The 17,341-nt window shown below is 73.2% G+C and carries 18 protein-coding genes and 1 pseudogene; 9 read left to right on the top strand and 10 right to left on the bottom strand.

Features of this window, described 5'->3' with window-relative positions; genetic code table 11:
• Nucleotides 1-593: pseudogene (locus tag ACN20G_RS37245) on the bottom strand (hypothetical protein); the annotation flags it as partial.
• 568 nt (nt 594-1,161) lie between these two features.
• Between ACN20G_RS37245 and ACN20G_RS37240 the strand changes: the two are divergent.
• Nucleotides 1,162-1,455: a hypothetical protein gene (locus ACN20G_RS37240; protein WP_424217806.1), complete on the top strand. Its 294-nt coding sequence runs from the start codon at nt 1,162-1,164 to the stop codon at nt 1,453-1,455.
• 251 nt (nt 1,456-1,706) lie between these two features.
• On the opposite strand, the gene ACN20G_RS37235 is transcribed toward ACN20G_RS37240, so the two are convergent.
• Both ACN20G_RS37235 and ACN20G_RS37230 read right to left on the bottom strand, forming a co-directional pair.
• Nucleotides 1,707-1,946, bottom strand: coding sequence for a hypothetical protein (locus tag ACN20G_RS37235; protein ID WP_424217805.1), 240 nt, complete (start codon nt 1,944-1,946; stop codon nt 1,707-1,709).
• Between the two features lie 195 nt (nt 1,947-2,141).
• Nucleotides 2,142-2,900, bottom strand: coding sequence for a hypothetical protein (locus ACN20G_RS37230; RefSeq protein ID WP_424217804.1), 759 nt, complete (start codon nt 2,898-2,900; stop codon nt 2,142-2,144).
• Between the two features lie 265 nt (nt 2,901-3,165).
• On the opposite strand from ACN20G_RS37230, the gene ACN20G_RS37225 reads away from it, so the two are divergent.
• A complete protein-coding gene (locus ACN20G_RS37225; RefSeq protein ID WP_424217803.1) occupies nt 3,166-3,465 on the top strand; it encodes a hypothetical protein in 300 nt (99 codons plus the stop codon).
• Nucleotides 3,466-3,688: 223 nt separating this feature from the next.
• Here ACN20G_RS37225 and ACN20G_RS37220 read toward each other — a convergent pair whose 3' ends face one another.
• Nucleotides 3,689-4,438, bottom strand: coding sequence for a hypothetical protein (locus ACN20G_RS37220; RefSeq protein WP_424217802.1), 750 nt, complete (start codon nt 4,436-4,438; stop codon nt 3,689-3,691).
• A complete protein-coding gene (gene tap, locus ACN20G_RS37215) occupies nt 4,435-6,255 on the bottom strand; it encodes a telomere-associated protein Tap (protein ID WP_424217801.1) in 1,821 nt (606 codons plus the stop codon). Before tap ends, ACN20G_RS37220 begins: the two co-directional genes overlap by 4 nt.
• A 244-nt stretch (nt 6,256-6,499) precedes the next feature.
• Between tap and ACN20G_RS37210 the strand changes: the two genes are divergently transcribed.
• The 4 genes from ACN20G_RS37210 to ACN20G_RS37195 all read left to right on the top strand — a co-directional run bounded on the left by ACN20G_RS37210 (nt 6,500) and on the right by ACN20G_RS37195 (nt 9,173).
• Complete coding sequence (locus ACN20G_RS37210; protein ID WP_424217800.1) at nt 6,500-6,913, top strand: hypothetical protein; 414 nt, start codon at nt 6,500-6,502, stop codon at nt 6,911-6,913.
• Between the two features lie 41 nt (nt 6,914-6,954).
• Nucleotides 6,955-7,284 (top strand): hypothetical protein, encoded by a 330-nt coding sequence (locus tag ACN20G_RS37205; RefSeq protein WP_424217799.1) that lies wholly within the window; start codon nt 6,955-6,957, stop codon nt 7,282-7,284.
• 948 nt (nt 7,285-8,232) lie between these two features.
• Nucleotides 8,233-8,718: a hypothetical protein gene (locus ACN20G_RS37200; RefSeq protein ID WP_424217798.1), complete on the top strand. Its 486-nt coding sequence runs from the start codon at nt 8,233-8,235 to the stop codon at nt 8,716-8,718.
• Between the two features lie 5 nt (nt 8,719-8,723).
• Entirely contained in the window at nt 8,724-9,173 is a 450-nt protein-coding gene (locus ACN20G_RS37195; RefSeq protein ID WP_424217809.1) for a helix-turn-helix domain-containing protein, read from the top strand.
• A gap of 202 nt (nt 9,174-9,375) precedes the next feature.
• On the opposite strand, the gene ACN20G_RS37190 is transcribed toward ACN20G_RS37195, so the two are convergent.
• From ACN20G_RS37190 to ACN20G_RS37180, 3 genes are read right to left on the bottom strand one after another with little or no spacing between them, the layout of a single operon-like run.
• Nucleotides 9,376-10,338, bottom strand: coding sequence for a phosphotransferase family protein (locus tag ACN20G_RS37190; protein ID WP_424217797.1), 963 nt, complete (start codon nt 10,336-10,338; stop codon nt 9,376-9,378).
• A gap of 56 nt (nt 10,339-10,394) precedes the next feature.
• Entirely contained in the window at nt 10,395-11,459 is a 1,065-nt protein-coding gene (locus tag ACN20G_RS37185) for a polyprenyl synthetase family protein (RefSeq protein WP_424217796.1), read from the bottom strand.
• Nucleotides 11,453-12,805, bottom strand: a complete 1,353-nt coding sequence (locus ACN20G_RS37180; RefSeq protein ID WP_424217795.1) for an ATP phosphoribosyltransferase regulatory subunit — start codon at nt 12,803-12,805, stop codon at nt 11,453-11,455. Before ACN20G_RS37180 ends, ACN20G_RS37185 begins: the two co-directional genes overlap by 7 nt.
• A 268-nt stretch (nt 12,806-13,073) precedes the next feature.
• On the opposite strand from ACN20G_RS37180, the gene ACN20G_RS37175 reads away from it, so the two are divergent.
• Together ACN20G_RS37175 and ACN20G_RS37170 are read left to right on the top strand one after the other, a co-directional pair.
• Entirely contained in the window at nt 13,074-14,324 is a 1,251-nt protein-coding gene (locus tag ACN20G_RS37175; protein WP_424217794.1) for a helix-turn-helix domain-containing protein, read from the top strand.
• Between the two features lie 81 nt (nt 14,325-14,405).
• Nucleotides 14,406-14,747 (top strand): hypothetical protein, encoded by a 342-nt coding sequence (locus ACN20G_RS37170; RefSeq protein WP_424217793.1) that lies wholly within the window; start codon nt 14,406-14,408, stop codon nt 14,745-14,747.
• Nucleotides 14,748-14,845: 98 nt separating this feature from the next.
• Here the strand turns inward: ACN20G_RS37170 and ACN20G_RS37165 are convergent, their stop codons facing one another.
• Nucleotides 14,846-15,658, bottom strand: coding sequence for a replication-relaxation family protein (locus ACN20G_RS37165; protein ID WP_424217792.1), 813 nt, complete (start codon nt 15,656-15,658; stop codon nt 14,846-14,848).
• Between the two features lie 710 nt (nt 15,659-16,368).
• Here ACN20G_RS37165 and ACN20G_RS37160 point away from each other — a divergent pair.
• Nucleotides 16,369-16,665: a hypothetical protein gene (locus tag ACN20G_RS37160; RefSeq protein WP_424217791.1), complete on the top strand. Its 297-nt coding sequence runs from the start codon at nt 16,369-16,371 to the stop codon at nt 16,663-16,665.
• A 148-nt stretch (nt 16,666-16,813) separates the two neighbouring features.
• Here the strand turns inward: ACN20G_RS37160 and ACN20G_RS37155 are convergent, their stop codons facing one another.
• Nucleotides 16,814-17,251, bottom strand: a complete 438-nt coding sequence (locus ACN20G_RS37155) for a DUF3307 domain-containing protein (RefSeq protein ID WP_424217790.1) — start codon at nt 17,249-17,251, stop codon at nt 16,814-16,816.
• Between the last annotated feature and the right edge of the window lie 90 nt (nt 17,252-17,341).

Genomic DNA, 17,341 nt, shown 5'->3' with positions numbered 1-17,341 from the left:
AGCACGGCCGGCCCCGAGCCGACAGGCACAGCGGGCCCGGCCGGAGCGGGCACGGCGGGTGCGGCGGGTGCGGCGGGCGGGGCCAGGACGAAATCGACGTCGAGGTCGAGGACACCCTGCACCGGCACCACAGGCCCGGACACGAACACGGGCACGGGCGCGGCGGGCACGGGCGAGTCCAACGCGAACACCACCCGCGGATCCACCACCGCCACACCCCCACCCTCAGGCACAGACGGCCCGGGCACGACCGGCTCCCCCGAACGAAACCCGTCGGGGCCAACGACCCCGGCCGAAAGTCCCGAAGGTGACGCGGGCGGCGCACAGACCGGCCCCGGCCCGGGCGCGCACGGATCCCCGACGAACACCTCGGGCAGCGCATACAGGAACTCCGCCAACTCCCGCAACTCCCTGCGCGCCGCCACCAACTCCCCCACCACCCCCGCCGCGTCCCCACCCGCCGGGAGCAGGAACCCGTCCGCGGCCGCCACCGCCGCATCCGCGATCCACGACGCCACCGCCAAACCCTCGGACGCCGCCGCCACCCGCAACCGGACCTGCTCGGCCGGCGACACCGACACCTTCACCCGCACCGACCGCGCGCCATCACCCCCACGCGGCCTGTACCGAAACCCCGACACCACACCCGAAGACGGGGAGGACGAGGACGAGGACGACGGCGAAGACGAGGATGCAGACGCGGACACCGGCACGGACGCGGGTCCGGGCGCGGGCTCGGGCGACACGAACGCGGGCGGCTCGGGCGGCACGGGCGCAGCAGGCGACGCGGGCGCGGCGGGTGACAGGCCCGACACCGACGACGAGCCCTCCGGGAACACCGAACCCACCGACACCACACCACCCCCCAACCCCGAACCCCGACCACAAGATCATCACCACCCACCACCCACCCCAACCCCACCACCCCACAACGGACACCAGCCGAAACGAGACCGGAGCCGGGCGGCGGAGCCGGAGCCAGGGGCACGCAGGCGGGTGAGCCGGAGCCGGGGCACGCGGGCGGGTGAGCGGGCGGGCGGGCGGGCGGGCGGGTGAGCCGGAGCACGAACGCGACACGCTCGACCCCGGCGAACACCGGCACCTGCCCGGCCACACCAGGCCCCGCCGGCATGGTGGGCACCGACATCGACCACCCACGGCTTGGAGACCACAGTGCAGGACGAGGGACAGCTGATCCTCGCGTACGCGATGGAAGACAGCGACGACGCGGCATGGGTACTCCACCGCGTCGGCGACGACGACCACACCGCCGTCATGGACGACGACACCCTCAACGCCGACCCCGACGCCCAGGACCACGCCAAACAATGGGCATCCGACCTCCTCGCGAACCAGGGCCACAACGTGAACGGGCTCACCTGGACACCCCGCCGCCCCAACCCCTCCACAACACCCGACTACTGGATCGCCAACCTCCCCCACGACGACGAGTAGACCGGACACGACCGGAGGCGGGACACGACCGGCGGCGCGGGCGGAGCGGGCCGCAGAACCCGACGCAACACACCCCCACCCCACCCCCCACACCCCACACCCACCACAAAACACCAGGTCACACCCGCAACACACCCCCCAGACACAACGTCTGACGCAGCAGCGTTGCAGGAGCATCGCACCCACGCGTCGCACCCGCTGTCGCACCCCGAACGGGGCACCCGACATCGCACCCAGTAGAACGGACGGGGCTACGGGGCGGCGGGACGGGGCGCCAGCGGCCGGAGGCCGGAGGCAGGCGGAGCGGGGATTCCCGTCCGGGCCACGAGGGCCTGCATCCGGTCGGCCTCGGCCATCAACCGGTCCGCGTGGTCGGGATCGTCAGCAGACCGAAGGCCGGCACAGAAGGAGACCAGCGTCGCGGCATGCCGGAGGGCGTCACGGAGTTCGGCGATCTCACGGTCCGCGGAAACGGCGGGCGTAACGCTCACGAGGGACTCCTCCGAAGCACAGGACCAATGGGACCGGAGGGCCGGCCGAGGCCGGACGGGCGGCACCCGCCCGAAACACCCACGACCACCCGGCATCGACCCAGATTGTCCGCACCACACGACACCGGTCAATCCCCGGTCACCACCGAACCCCAGACCGAAATACGCGGACCCCGGAACAAGACCCACGAGCCGTCACACCGCGCCGCCGTCCATCTCCGCGCGAAGCTCGGCGGCCAGGGCGCGGGCCTCGTCGGCCTGGACGGCCGCTTCCGGTCGGCCCTCCTCGACCGCGATCCGATCCAGGAGGGCCGCCTTGCGTTCCGTGAACCGCAGACGGGCGACAGGGTCCGGTCCGTCGAAACCCGGCTGCCGCATGTTCCGGTACAGGTGGGCGAGGCCGTCGAGGAGTTGGCCGACCTCGTCGGTCAGGGAGAGCGTGGGCAGGCCATCGGTGACGGCGTGTTCGCCCCGGCCCCGCTCGCGGGCCCAGGCGTCCAGGGAACGGCCGGCCTCGATCGGCGCGTACGCGGCCTCGTGGAGACGCAAGTAGTCGGTACGGACCCGGGTGTTGGGCGGCATCATCGGGGTGAAGGGGGCGTGCAGGGCTTCCTTCCACTCCTGCTCGGCCTCCCGGTACCGCTCGTGCGCCGACTGCTTCCTGACCTCCAACTGCTCGGCGATCGTCTCCCAGCTGGTGCCCTTGGCCCGCTCGAAGAGAACCGCGCGGGTCAGGACCTCCTGGGCCCGATGCACGAGGCCGAGGGCGGCCTCGACCTCCTCACCGGGCTCGGCATGAGCGTCGCCACCGGTCGGAACACCGGCCTCCGCACAATCGGCGAGCTCGCGCAGCTCGTGGGAGAGAACGAGGCGCGCGAGAGCCGCGGGGCTGTAGGCGTAACGCTCGATATCAGGGTCGGGATCGGGGGCGGGGACGTGTTCACCACTGGTCATGCCGTCAGGGTACCCCTGACGAATCGGTGTAGTCAGCCACAGCCTGACAACACCGAGACGCGCGCGTGGAGGCCCACCGACCAGTTGCCGCACCCCCGGTGACACGGGGGCACACGTCGACGAGCAGCACGGGGCCAGCAGCCGAACAGCAACAAAAGGCAGCAACAGCCGATCGGGCAGCGGCGGGCGCAGCAGCACGGAAGCAGCAGGCCGGCCGCCCGGGGCGGTGGACACCGGACGCGAAGCCCGTGGTTGCATTCCCGGCATGGACATTCCCGTGTGGGTCGCCTGGACCTCGGCCGGCTTCCTGCTCCTCACCCTCCTGACCCTGCCCCGGCCCCTGCGCAAGTGCCGCCACGCCAACCCCGAGGTCGCGGCCAAGGCCCGCCGCGACACCGTCCAGACCATCGCGAACACCCTGATCACCGCCGCGATCCCCCTCGTGGTCCTCCTCCACCTCCCCACCGGCTGGTACACCCTCAGCGGCCTCGGCACCCTCCTCAACATCGGCGTCGAAATCACCGACCGACGGGCCAGACGCCGCGCCCACCACACCCCCGCCTGAACCCCGACACCCGCTAGGCAGCAGCACGGGTGCAGCAGGAACCGGCGCCGACCCGAGCAGCAGGGGAAGCAGCAGCGGGTGTAGCGCCCGGAGCAGCAGGTGTAGCAAGGTGCAGCACCCCAAGCAGCAGCAGGGTGCGGCAGCGCTTGTCGGCGGCCCGGGTGAGGAGGTCGGCAGGGGTGGCGGTACGAGTACCGCGCCCATGCTGCCCGCCCGGGCCCGTTCAGTGGAACTCGAAGGTGAACGTGCCGTCGCCGAGTGCGCACTCGCCGTGCGGGGCGCCGTCCAGCCAGGCCGCCACCGCCACCTCGGACGCCAACGCCCGGATCTCCGCCTCGAGCGCACCCGCCCGTTGCAAGGCCAGGATCTCCCCGGCCCGGGCCCCGCTCACCGCGGCCGTGAACGAGCGCACGTCCCACCTGTCGCTACCGCTGCCACCACCCCACATCACCGGACCGTAGTAGTGGATCGTGAAACCCCCACCCCCGGCACCGCCCTCTCCCCCGCCCCCGCTCCCACCGCCGGCGACCCGGGCGTGGAGCTCTTCACGGGCGTGGGACTCCCAGGTGTCGGTCATCTCGCGGGCCAGTGCGGCCTCGACCTCGGGGCGTGGGCGGGTGATCGTGCCCGACAGGTAGCGCTGCACCGTGCGCGGGGAACGCCCCAGCCGTTCGGCCAGGGCACGGACGCCGCCCTTCAGCTTCGCCAACGCTGTCGCCTGCCGCTGCACGCCTCTCGGGCGGGCCCGCCGCAGCGCGGAGCGCTCGGCCCGGGCCAGGGACTCGCCCACCGGGGTGCCCTTGGGCAACGCGGTGCCGATCGGCCGGATCGACAACTCCGCGTTCTTCACCTGCCGGGCCGCCTTCGCTCGCCCGGTCTGGGAGCCGAAGGTGTTGCGGGCGGCGAAGCGGGCCGGGTCCGTTGTCGGCAGAGCCGTCGAGTCGGGTGCCGGTTGGGGTTCCGGGTCGTTCACGAGGCCGGCTCCAGGTTCGCGAACCGGCCGGTCTTCAAGCCGGCCGCCAAGTTCAGCACGGGCCGGTCGTAGCGCTCGCGGGCCGCTTCCGCCCACATCAGCGTCTGCACGCCCTCAACCTTGACGTGGCCGGGGCTGGTGCCGATCCGCCACCCGCCCGGGACGCGCACACCGTCGGGCTGGGTGAACTCCACCGGCATCGGGGTCGCCGTCGGGTAGACCACGCAGTCCACCGCGACGCTGACCGGGTACCGGCCGGTCGCCGCGGCGTGGTGGACGATCTTGCGGTGCAGGCCGATCCGGGAGCGGGCGATGACGGCGGCCCGGATGTCGGGGCGCCAGGTCGGCCGGGACAACGCGGCCCAGGGTTGGCCGTGCCGCCAGGAGGGGTCGGTGCGGCGCTCGGCGAGCTTCCCGATCGCGCCCTTCGCCGTCGCCTTGATCGCGTGCAGGAGGAACCGTCGCGGGTCCGCGAACGCGGGGTCGGCGATGCGGGCGTAGGCGGCGAGGACGGCGGCCGGGTCCGCGCCGGGGTCGGTGGGCACCCCGAGGTCGGTGAGGGTCGTCACGTAGGCGTTGCGCAGCCGCTGGTACCAGGGTTTGAGGTACGGGCCGTGGTCGTGCCGCAACCACGCCTCCACCGGCTCGACGGTGAAGCCGAGCTCGGCGGCGTAGGCCAGGGTCGGGGTCGTGTACCAGGCCGGACCCGACGGGACGGTGCCGTCGGCGGTCGCGAAGTGCGGCAGACGGGACGGGTCGAGGTCGACCTGGCGGCCGCGCAGGGTCACCCGGTCCAGGGCCGTGTGGGAGAGGTCCACCAGCCACGAGCCGGGGATCCGGGCGTCGAAGACGGGGGCGATGGTGTGGACGGGCGGGGTGGCCAGGCCGACGCTCACGTCGTTGGCGGCGGCGGCGAATGCCATGTTCACGTCCAGGCCGATGACGTGGCGAGCCGTCTCGACCTCGGCGTCGGTGACGACCCGGGACCAGCCGAGTGCGCCCTCCTGGAGGACGTCGGCCGGGCCGCGCGGCACGGACGGCACCACCGTGCCCAGGACCGGGTGCCCGGCCGGCGCCTCGCACGGCGGCGGGTCCATCGGCTCCGTCCCCAACGACACCGGGATCAGCGCGGAACGGCGGCCGGTGACCGGGTCCAGGGGGCCCGGGCGGGTCGGGGGGCGCAGCGCGGTCATCAGCTCGATGCCGGTGGCCGCCGACGTCACCGCCGGGGTCATCACCCGCTCGGAGAACAGGCCCAGGAGCCGGGCCAGGTCGCCGGGCGGCAGGAGCGCGGCCTCGCCCCAGTGGCGGGCGTCCAACCCGCCCCAGCCCGGCACACACACCTGCACGCTGCGGCGCACCGGCCCGACCGGGGCCTGGTAGAGCCGCGACCAGGCACCCAGGCCCCGCCGGCTCACCTGCCACGCCTCCTGGGCGAGCTGGACGTGCACCCGGTGGTCGGCCGGGACCAGGCCGTCCTCGGCCAAGTCGAAGGGGAGGTCGTAGTGGGTCAGGGCACGGTCGGACAAAACGAGCAGCGGGCCGAAGTCCCTGCCGTGCTCGTGGAGACGGACCATCCCGAGCCGCGTGATGTCCACCGCCCAGCGCAGCAGGGCCGGGAACGGGCCGTCCGGGATCGAGGGCAGCGGCTTGTCGCCGGCACCGTAGGCGACCAGGAGACCGTCGACGGCGTCGATCACCGCGACCGGACCACCCGGGTAACGGGCCGGACCGGCCACGGGGACCGTGCGCGGAGCGGTACGGGAACGAGGGGAGTACGGACGCGCCGGCGCGGGTCGCTTCGAGTTGTATGTCATGAACCGACCATGACCGGTCCCCCCTGTGGACAACGCCGGACGATTCCGAAGCCAAACCCCCCTGAACAGACAGGATTTCGGGAGAACCGGTCAGAAAAACGGGCATGGAGCGCGAAAAAAGTTCGGCGCCGGCGTGATGGGACCCGCGACCGCGTCGAACTCTCAGCCGGACGGGACGCGTCCGGGGCGGGACTGTCTCGGGGAGATGGTGACGGCCACGAGGGGGCCTCGTAGGCTGCGGGCCATGACGATGACCCTGCGCGAGGCCACGACCGCCCTGGTGCTGCTCCGATTCGAACTCTCCCTGGGCTCCTGGCGCCCCAGCAACGGGGAGTGCGATGCGGCCGCGGCGACCCTGTCGGCACTGCGCTCGCCCAGCGTCACCCTCGACGAGGCACTCGTCTCGGGCACCTGGACCGCCACCAACACCGCCCCCTGGGAACTGCCGCCCGAGGAAGGCGGCAGCCGGCTCACCTCCCTGATGCACCACAGCGCCGAAGCCCTGCGCAGCGAGACCGGCGCGGACGCCGAGGAACACTCCGTGCTGCGGGCGAACCTGATCGAGGTCCTGGTGGCCGTCCTCGAACACCGGCCCGCACGCACCCCGTCCTGGTGGACCAGGCTCTGGCGCCCCCGGACCCGCACGGCCACCGCCTGAACCACCACCCACCGCAAGCAGGACGGGAGGCGGGAGAACCCGTGGAGAACAGCGACGCAGACGCACCGGCGGGCATGCGGCGGGTGGAGATCCGCATACCGCAAGCCGCCGCCCGCGCCATGGCCGCCGCGATCGACACCCAGACCGTCGCCGCGCGCACCTGGCCCGACGGCATCCAGTGGATGTATCCCCTGGGCACCTGGGACGAGCCCCACGTCGAAGTCGCCCTGATGCCCGGCGGCGAGGAGATCTGGGTCCGTATGTCCGACCAACGGGCCGCCTTCGCCGTGTGGACCCTGAACCAGTGGGACGAGTTCGCCGACGCCTTGCGCACCCTCCCCCGTCCCGGCGAGACCAGGCCGGGCACCTGAACACGATGGCCGCCTGACCGACACCCCGCTTGGGCGCCCGCCACGGCACAGGAACCCCTGCGGGGGCGCAGTCGACGGCGGCGAGAACCATCCACCTCAATCACCCCGGACAGCACCCCACAAGGCGATCGTCACGGCCTCGGCCCACGACCAGCGCCCCGAATCCACCGGGGCCTGCCGCAGAAGGGGGAGTGCGGGTCGGGTCGCCCCCTGGGGCGACACGAGCCGCGCGAGACCGGCATCGAGCCCGAAGGGCGGTCCCTCCGGCCGCGAGGTCGGGGGGCGATCGCCGGTCCAGCGCGGCGCAGGCGCTGGCGCGGGTTCGGGCCGCGCAGGCCCGAGGCCAGCAACCACCAGGAACCGTGTGGGGAGCCGTGGAGATGAGCGACCTGGGCCTCTTAGATGTCAGGGGAGATCGATCCTGGAGCTGGGGGCGCAAACACACAGGTCAGCGGGCTGCTTGTTTGTATTTGTCCCCGTGGGGCGTGATGGATCTGGGGTCGTTTTATGCCTCTGGGGCTATAGATCGCTGCTGTTTCGTGCGTCTGGCGCACGAAACAGCAGGGTCGTCGAGGAGATCCATGCGGGTTTCGGGCCCGAGGGCATCAAGGGGGTGGCGGGGGTTTCATGACCCCGGGGTGATGGATCCTCGGGGTTTGTGCGCACCGCGCACGCGAATGTGCGTGGTGCGCACGTTCGTGGGCTAGGGTCGGGGCTGCCGGTGATGATCGTGAGAGGTGGGGCTGGGGAATGTCCGCTGTGCCCGAGGGGTGGTCTCCTCAACGGCCGAAGGCGCCGTCGTCCTCTGGTGTGCCGGAGGTTCCGGAGAGCGCGTTTCGTGCGCCGGGTGCTCTGCGGCGGGTGAACGTGGTGCCGTTGCCGGACGGCTACGAGGCGAGTGTCTCGCCGCCGGTGACCAGCAGCCAGTTTCTCGGGTCGACGTTCGTCATGGACAGTCAGGCGTTCTTGATCTGGCTGTCGGACTACTACCGCAACGACATCACCAGCCTTCGCCTGATCCTGCGGCTGATGGGGATGCAGCAGCCCGGCGGCCTGGTCCACGCGACCCAGGCCCGACTCGCCGTGGACCTCGGGGTGCAGCAGTCCCAGATCTCCCGCTGCCTGGCCGGCACCACCGAGCTCGGCGTGACCGCGAAGGTGAAGCGGGGCTGCTACCAGCTCCACCCGATCCTGTCCCTGCGAGGCGGGCGGGTGCCGATCGAGCCCCGCCCGGGCACCAGAGCCCGAGGCCACCTCCAGGTCGACCAGCTCTCCATCCTCGACGCGATCGAGGACAATGAGCATCTGCCCGACGCTTTCCGCGCGCTGGCCTCCCTGCCCGACCCGAAGCAGAAGCCGCTCCGCGAGGACAAACTGCGGGCGCGGGCCCGCGCCGCGGCCAAGGCCGAGAAGAACCCCGAGGAGGCATCGTGAGCGCGATGGCGGAGACCGTCCCCGAGTACGTGTGGTCGGCGAACAACGCCCTGGTGTTCACCCCGATGGGGATGTACGCGACGGCGTATCCGCTGCTGGTGCACCTGCTCGGGCGCCAGGAGCCCGGTGGGCGGATCGCCCTCACCCAGGAGGAACTCGCCCGCACCCTGGGCGTTGCCCGATCCAACATCAGCCGCGGCCTGCAGCACCTGGCGTTCGCGCGGATGGTGTTCAAGGAGGGCAACCGGGCCTACCGGCTGAGTCCGCTGATCGCCGGCTTCCGCACCCCTGCGGAACAATTGCAGGCCATCGCCGCGATGGACGAATGCGACCGGTTCGACCTGCCCGACTTCCAGGCCCGCTACGAGCACGAGGTCGCCCTCCACGAGGCCGACAAGCGCGCCCGCCGGCACGTCGCACCCACGATCGACCTGGCATCCCGGCGCCGACGCTGAACAAGCCGAGGACCCTGCCGCACAGGATTCCTCGAAAGATCGCCGGCTGTCCCCGGGTCACGCGAAGTACGGGGAGACCGCCTGCGTCCGGGTACAACGACGACCCCCGTGCCGATGTGAGCACGGGGGTCATCGTTGTACCCGGGGCCGGTCCGGAGCCGGGGTGAGCCGGCTCGCAAAGATGCGGGCCCGGGACCAAGGGCTACTCCCAGCCGGTGCGGTGGGCGATCCAGCGGCGTCCGTGTCCGGCCATCTCCTTCTGGAAGGGCCGCAGGTAGGGGACGCCGGGTGGGGCGGGCAGGCGGCAGGCGCGTTCCCAGTAGCCGGTGAACGCGGCTGCGAACGAGGTGAGCACCTCGGGCGGGGTCTCCCGCCAGGTCGGAACGTGTTCGTTCATGAGGGCTTCGGCTGCGGGGGCGGTGTGGCCGGCGCGCAGGAGGTGGGGGAAGAGGACGGCCGGGTCGATCCAGGGGGCGCCCTGGTGGAGGTAGGCCCAGTCCAGGACGTAGGAGCGGGTGGGGGTGAGGAGGATGTTGTCGGGGCGGAGGTCGGCGTGGACCAGGGTGGTGCCCTGGGCCCACTTGGTCCACTCCCGCTCGATGCCGGCCAGGGCGTCCAGGTGCCGGGCGGCCCACGGGTCGATGTCGACCCGATCCTTGCGCAGGCGGGCCCAGCCGTGGAACTCCTCGCCGACGACGTCGACGAAGTCGGGGGCGTCGGGCAGCGGCGAGGGGGTGACGGCGCGGGGAAGAACGGCGAGGAGGTCCAGGAGGAGCAGGGTGTCGGTGCCGGGGCCGTCGGGGTCGGGGCGGATGTCGGGGTGGCGGCCGTCGACGTCCTCGATCACCATCAGCAGCCAGCCGCCGACCTCCCAGGTGCGCAGCAGGTCCGGGACCGGGGCCCGGCCGGTCAGGACGCTGCCGATGGCGGCCTCTTCGGCGTAGCGGGGGTGCAGGACGTGGTCGGTGGGGGTGCCCTTGACGAACAGGCGGCGGCCGTCGGCCAGGACGAGTCGGACGGCGAGGCCGTTGGAGAAGCCGGCGGTCTGGGTGGTGGCGCCGGCGACGGGTGCGCCGGCGTGATCGGTGATCGCGTCGCGGACGGCCTGCGGGAGGTCGTCCCACGCGGGGCGCAGGGAGGTCACGGCGGGGGTGGGCGCGGTCACGGCGTCTCCCGGGGTGTGGGGTGCGGGTTTCGAGCGTAGGGGGGTGGGGTTCATGGTCACCGGGCTTTTCCGTGCCTGTGGGCCCATTGGGTGGCGCGGGTGGTGATGCGGGTGTCGATGAGGTGGTGCAGGTAGTCGAGTGCCTCGCCCTCCAGGGGCAGGGTGTGCAGGGCTTGGCGTGCGTGGTCGGCGAGTTCGAGGGCGCGGTGGGCGGTGGTGGCGGCGGCGCCGGTGGTGAGGAACGCGGTGCGCACGGCGGCGGCGGTTTCCGCGTCGGCGGTGGTGGCCGCGAGGAGGGGGGTGAGGGGTTCGTGGGGGGTGAGGTGGTGGGCGAGGTGGGTGAGCAGGACGGTGCGGCGCAGGTGGAGGAGTTCGCCGGGGGTGTCCTTGCCGCCGTCGCAGGTGCCGGCGAGGTCGTCGACGATCTGGGAGGCCACCCCGATCGTCTCCAGGACGGGGCGGAGTTGGCGGAGGCGGGTGTGGGTGCCGGCGAGGGTGGTGCCCAGCTCGAAGGGGAGGGCGTAGCAGTACTCGGCGGCCTTGTCGGCGTAGAGGGCTTCGAGGACGGGGGTGGGGATGGTGGCGGGGTGGCGCTGTTCCAGGGCGAGTTCGGTGAGTTGGCCGCGTTGGTTGCGGCGGATCGCGCGCCAGATCAGGCGGTGGAGGCGGTAGCGGGTGGGGATGTCGGCGGGGGCCTGGTCGACGAGGTCGCCGATCAGCCCGAGGAGGAGGTCGCCGGTGTAGACGGCGGCGCCGTCGCCGATGACCCGGTGCAGGGTGGGGCGGTCGAACTTGGCGGGGTCGCCGTCGACGACGTCGTCGTGGACGGCGAGGAGGTCCCGGACGGCCTGCGGGACCAGGGCGACGGGGCCGAGTTCGTCGAGGAGGGCGGGGCCCAGGGTCTTGCGGGTGGCGCCGTAGCCGAGGAGGAGGGTGACGGGCCGGTTGAGGGCGCGGTCGCCGAGGGTGCTGTAGTCGAAGTAGGCGGCGGCCGCCGTCTCCATGCCGGTGGTGTGCTCGGCCAGCCAGGCGGTGAGGGTCTCGGCCCAGGCCCGGCGCAGTGGTTCGCGGACGGTGGCCGGGAAGGTGTCGGGAGATGCCTCGGGGTGGGTGGTCAGCACCAGGTCACCTCGGTGATGCCCCGGGCGGCCGCGTAGGCGCCGACGGTCTCGGGGTCGTTGTCCCGGTCCAGCCACACGTCCACCCGCCGCAGCCGCCGGTCCGCGCCGCGGTGGGCGCGCAGGAAGGCGTCGACGGTGCCGGGGTCGTGGCGGGGCACGGCCAGGACGTCGGCCGGGGCCGGGCTGAACCGGTACTGGCGGGTCGCGGTGGTGGGCCGGTCGAACAGGCCCGTCCGCTCCAGGAACAACGTCAGGCGCTCCACGCCGAACGCGAACCCGGTCGCCGGAACCGTCGCCGGGCCGGGAACGATGTCGGGGGTGGTGAAGTGGCCGATGAGTTTGTCGTAGCGGCCGCCGCCGGCGATCTCGGCGTGCACCACGGTGTCGTGGACGACGTCGACCTCGAAGGAGACGCCGGTGTAGTACTCGTGGCTGCGGACCACCCCGAGGTCGACCCTCACGTGGACACCGGCCTCGGTCAGGCGGGTGCGCAGGTCCTCCAGGCCGTCCAGGGTCGGTGCGTGGTCGGCGCCGAGGATCCGGCGGACCCGGTGGTCGACGCGGCCGGTGTCGTGGGAGGCCAGCAGCTGCCACGCCGGGCGCAGGCGGGCGGGCACCTCGTACTCGTCGAGGGCGGCCGACAGGGTCTTGTGCAGGTCGGGGGCGCGGGCGGGGTTCTTCCCGGCGCGGCACTCGGCGAGGGCGTCGAGGTGCTCTTTGACGGTGACGGCCTGGTCGTGGTCGAGGGCGGAGGCGGCGGCCAGGCGGCGGAAGCCGGCGACGTCGTTGATGCGGATGCGGATCGCGTCCTCGCCGATCCCGAGGGCGGCCAGGGCGTCGCGGACGAAGACGATGACCTCGGCGTCGGCGGCCGGGGTGTGCGCACCGATCACCTCGATGCCGAACTGGGAGAACTCCCGCAACTTCCCGCCCGCCGTGCTCAACGCGTCGACGGGTTCGTTGCGGTGGCACGGCAGGTCGTAACAGATCTTCGCGGGCAGGGCCGCCGGCCCGTGCTCGGCCAGGCGTCCGGCGATCCAGCGGGCCACCGAGACGGTGCCCTCGGGGACGAGGACCGCGGCCCGGGTGCCGCAGCGGTGGCGGTAGCCGGCCGTGTAGTCCTCGACGACGACCTCGAACACCCCGGCCGGGTTCCACTCCGGCCACGGGGAACGCCCCACGACCGTCTCGGAGAAGGAGTCCGCGGCCTCCAGGATCGGCACGGCAAGCGGCTCGAAGCCACGTGAGTAGGCCAGGTGGCGCAGGGTGTCGGACACGTAGTCCCGGCGCCGGAGCTCCGCCCCGTGTCTGTCCCGGGTACCGGCCACCGGCTGTGTCGTCGTCATGATCCGTTCCTTCCGATCGTCACCGAGTACAGGTGCTGCGCGAACACAGGAGGTGCGCGACGCGGCGGTGCGTGGCGCGAGAGCGGGGTGCGGGCCGCTGGGCACCGACCGTCCGGGGACCCGAGGTCTCCCGGCTGTCGGTGTCCGCCCATTGAAGAGCGGGCACCACCACTGCGGGAGGGCCGCACCAGGGGGCCAAACCCCGGCCGGGGGGCCACCGCAGGGGGCCACAAGGGCAGTTCCGGCGACGGACAGCAAAGGGCGTGACATGGTGCATCCCGAGGGAATCGGCCCACTGTTACGGGCCGTCAGGAAACGCGCGAACCTCAGCCGCCAGGAGATCGCCACCCGCATGAGCGCCGCCGGCCCCGCCTGCGACGCCGAGAACGTCAAACGCTGGGAAACCGAAAAACGCCTCCCCAGCCCCATGTGGCACCCCGCACTGCGCACCGTCTACAAGCTGAGCGACGAAGCCCTGACGGCGGCGTTGAAGACCAGCCGCACCCATCGACGACACCTCCGAGAAGGGACCGACCCCGTGGAACGACGACGCCTGATGACCATCGCGGCCGTGACCGCCGGCGCCACCGCGCTGCCCGGCATCGCCGCCGCCCGCGACCGCATCGACGCCGCCCTCGACCCCGACCAGGCCGGCGACCTCGCCTACCTCGAAGCCGCCTTCGAACGACACCGGGGCGGCTACAACGGCCGCGCCCCCGACACCGTCCTCGCCGAGATGGAACACGACCTGCTGCTCCTGGACGAGCTCCTGCGCCGCCCCCACCCCGCCCGCGACCGCACCGACCTCGCCCGCACCACGGCCGGGATCGCCGGCCTGGTCGCCATCGTCCAGCACGACCGCGGCGACCAGCCCGCCGCCCACGGCTGGTTCACCACCGCCCGCCGCGCCGCCGTCGAGGCCGGGGACCGGCGCATGAGCGCCTGGATCCTCGCCCGCCACGCCATGCTCGGCCTCAACTACGGCGCCCCCGAACAAGCCGCCCGCCTCGCCGCCCAAGCCCGCGCCGAAGCCGGCACCACCCCCAACGGAGCCGCAGCCCTGGCCGCCGCCGTCACCGCCCGCGCCCTGGCCACCCTCCACGACACCGCCGGAGCCCGCCGCGCCGTCGCCGACGCCGAGTTCCTCGCCGAACACCTCGACGGGCCCGAGGCCGCCGACACCTGGTTCGGCTACCCCGAGCAGAAACACCACGTCCACCTCTCCCAGGCCCACACCCTCCTGGCAGACACCCGCGCCGCCCACCACGCGCAACACGCCGCCCTCGCCCTGACGACCTCACCATCGGTGATGACCCGCGCCCTGATCGCCATGGACACCGCCACCTGCCTGCACATCGACGGCGACCCCACCACCGCCGCCCACACAGCCGTCGACATCCTCCACCGGCTCCCCACCGCCTACCGCACCGGCCTCGTCCGCACCCGCGCCCAAGCCCTCCACCGGCGCCTCGACGGAACCCCCCGACGCCTCCTCGGCGAAGCCCTCACCGACCGGTGAACCACCACACATCGGGCCCCCACCGGGACTCCCCCGGTGTCGACGGGCGTGGACCGGCCTCTGAGCGGTGATGATCTGATCATGAACACCCCGCCCTCCCCGCGCCGCCGACCCCTCGGAGCCGGACCCACCGTCTCCGCGTCCCCGACCCCCACCGAGCCGGGTGGTGTCGTGCCGATCTCCCCGACCGTCCCGGCCCCCAGCGGAACGGGCACCCGACGCCTCCGGCCCGGACGGCCCTACCGGATCGGCCCCGACGGAGTGCGGTGCGCGGCCTGTGGGAACCCGGCCCCGGGCAACGTGCTCGCGGCGGAGGACCCGGCCGGGGAGTGGTGGGCGGTGCACCGGGCGGTCTGTGAAGCAGAACGCGCCCTGAACGGTGGCGGGCGGCGCCGGCTCGGGCAGGGTCGGGCCGGCGCCTGACCTCGAACGGTCGGGGCCGGGGTCGATGAGAACGGCCGGGACTGCGAAACGGGCCGGTGCCGGGGAGCCCGCCGCCGAGTCGAGAAGGACAGCCTCTTTCACCGAGCCCGACGAACCCCGGGCAGTCCCACCTCGCCCGCTGCCGTGCCCAGCACGTGCCACACCGGCCCGGCCGGATCCGCGTCGAGCCGGGCCAGGGTCGTCGTCGCCACCGTCAGGCCCCGGTCCCAACCACGTACTTGTGCACCGGCGTGCAGGGCGTGCTCGCGGGTCTCGGGGACGGGCCGGCCCTGGCCGGGGGCGAACACGAACAGCAGCAGCGGGAAGCCCGGGCCCTGACCGCGGCCGTGGAGAGCGGGGGCGTAGGTCTCCTGCCACGGCGGGCGAGGCGTGTACGCGGCACTGCCCCGTCCGGTGGCGGGGGCTCGGAGGTAGGCGCTGTAGTGGTCCAGCTTGGCCAAGACGGCGGGGTTGGTGGTGGTCCGTTCGACCTCGACGAAGGCGTGGTCGCCGTCGGCGAGGAGGACCAGGGCGTCGGCGACCAGGCGCCCGGCCGGGGTCGGGTGGGCGACCTCGACCCGCCAGTCTGTGTGGTCGGCGTGCCCTGCCGTGTGCAGGGCGATCGCGGTGTCGGTAACGGCCAGGGCGTGCCCGCGCAGCCCCGTCCTGCCCGCCGCCCGCTGCCCGGTGGTCCGGCCCTCCCGGCGCTCCGCCTCTCCTGACGCCCGGACTTCGGCGAGACCGGTCGGGGTGCAGGCCCAGTAGCTCTGACGGCCGGCCGTGAACCGCTCCACCAGGCGCTCGGCCGCGAGGTCGCCCAACGCCTTGCGGACGTAGGAGGTGCTCGCCGCGTCCGGGGTCAGCAGTATCCGGAGCTGGTCGGGGGTCGCGATCCGAAGTCGGCCCAGCACGGCCAGGACCTCGCCCCGGATCTCCGCCCCCGCCCGAGAGCCACCCCGCGCACCCAGGCCGGCGCCGGGCTCGGCACGGGTTCCGGCTTCGACGGGGCCTTCGACGCCGGGCCGGTCCGGGGCCGTGGTTCCCGCGCCCCGGGACTGCTCCCCAACACCGTCAAGAACGTCAGGGGAGGAGGAGTTGCAGTCCTGGTCCGGGGCTGGAAACCGGGGTTGTCCAGGGGAAACACCCCCGGCCCGAGGCGGGCTCGCGGGAGTGGCCACGGGACCCGCCGCAGGAGCGGCGGCGGGATCGGCCGTGACGCCGTGCACGGCAACGTCGATCGGCCACGAGGACGGGGACACGGCGCGAGGCACATCCAGGGCGACGGGCGTGGCGGGTTCGACGGGTTCGGTGTCGGGGGTGCGCACGAGAGGACTCCAAGGGGCGGGTGGGCCGCCCCGGTGATGAACCGGTGCGGCGGTGGTGGGCCCGCGGCAGGGCGCCGCGAGCCGGTCCTCAGCCCCGCACCCCACCCCTTGACCGCCGTCTGACCACCACCCGACACCCCCGCCCGAAACACCCCTTGACCACCCTGACCAGACACAAATGTCCGTGACGCGCATCACGGACACGTCCACCCCCAACGCCCCCGCGACGACCGCGCAGCACCAGGCCCCCGGCACTCGCCGGGGGCCTCTTTCGCGCGCCCAGGAGGACCCGGACCATGCCCACCTTCGAACTGCTTCCCCGCTTCGCCTCTGACCTCGGCCGCCTGACCCCCGCCGATCGCAGCCGCTTCGACGACGCCGTCGCCCTCCTCGTCGCCGACCTCCGCACCGGCGTCCACGCCCTCCGCCCCAGCCTGCGCGTCAAACGTGTCCGGGCCTCCGCCGGCGTGTGGGAGATGACCTGGGCGAACAACGGCCGCGCCACCTTCGCGTACGGGGAGGAGGTCATCGCCGGTGCGCCGCACGTGATCTGGCGCCGCATCGGCACCCACGCGATCCTCGCCGCCCCGTGACCGACCCCAGACACACGCCCGGTCGCCGATGTCGGGGCGCCCCGGCAGATCGGTCCGGCCCGTCCGCGACGTGCCCGGCCCCCGGCCGGGGACCCCGACTCGCGGGGGCCTGCGGGCCGGGGGCCGGGGACAGGGGGATCAGCGTGGGTCAGGCGAGGGCGGCGAGGGCGAGGGCCGCGACGGTGAGGGCGAGGACGTGTGCGGTCTGGTCGACGTGGGCGGCGCCGCCCCGCGTGTGCCAGTCGGTGCTGCCGGTGTGCTCCATCCACCACTGGACCGGACGCCGGCGGTCGATGGCCAGGTGGGTGCCGCCGATCCAGAGCAGAGCGAGAACGGCCGGGACGACGGGCACGGCCAGGTCGAGGAGGACGACGCCGAGGGCGAGGGCGACGGCGCAGGTGACCACGTGGGTGCCGGCGTGGACGAGGGCGGGGCCCCAACCGTGGTGGTAGCACCCGTGGTCGTCGGTCCAACCGGCCTTGCGGGATGCCTGACGATCGGTCTGCGCGCCGTAATCAGCGGCGAGGTGCCCGACGTAGAAGAGCAGGAACAGGGTGGGGAACAGGACTGCGGCAGGTGCGAGCATGGGGATGCCTCCGGGTCGTCGTGTGCGGGTCGGGGCAAGAGGGGCGGCCGTGCGCCTGGCAGTGGACGGCCGCCCCGTGCTGGTCCTGGT

This window comes from Streptomyces dryopteridis, assembly GCF_049606955.1.
Classification (GTDB): Bacteria; Actinomycetota; Actinomycetes; order Streptomycetales; family Streptomycetaceae; genus Streptomyces.
This window is presented reverse-complemented; position numbering and strand designations above follow the sequence as displayed.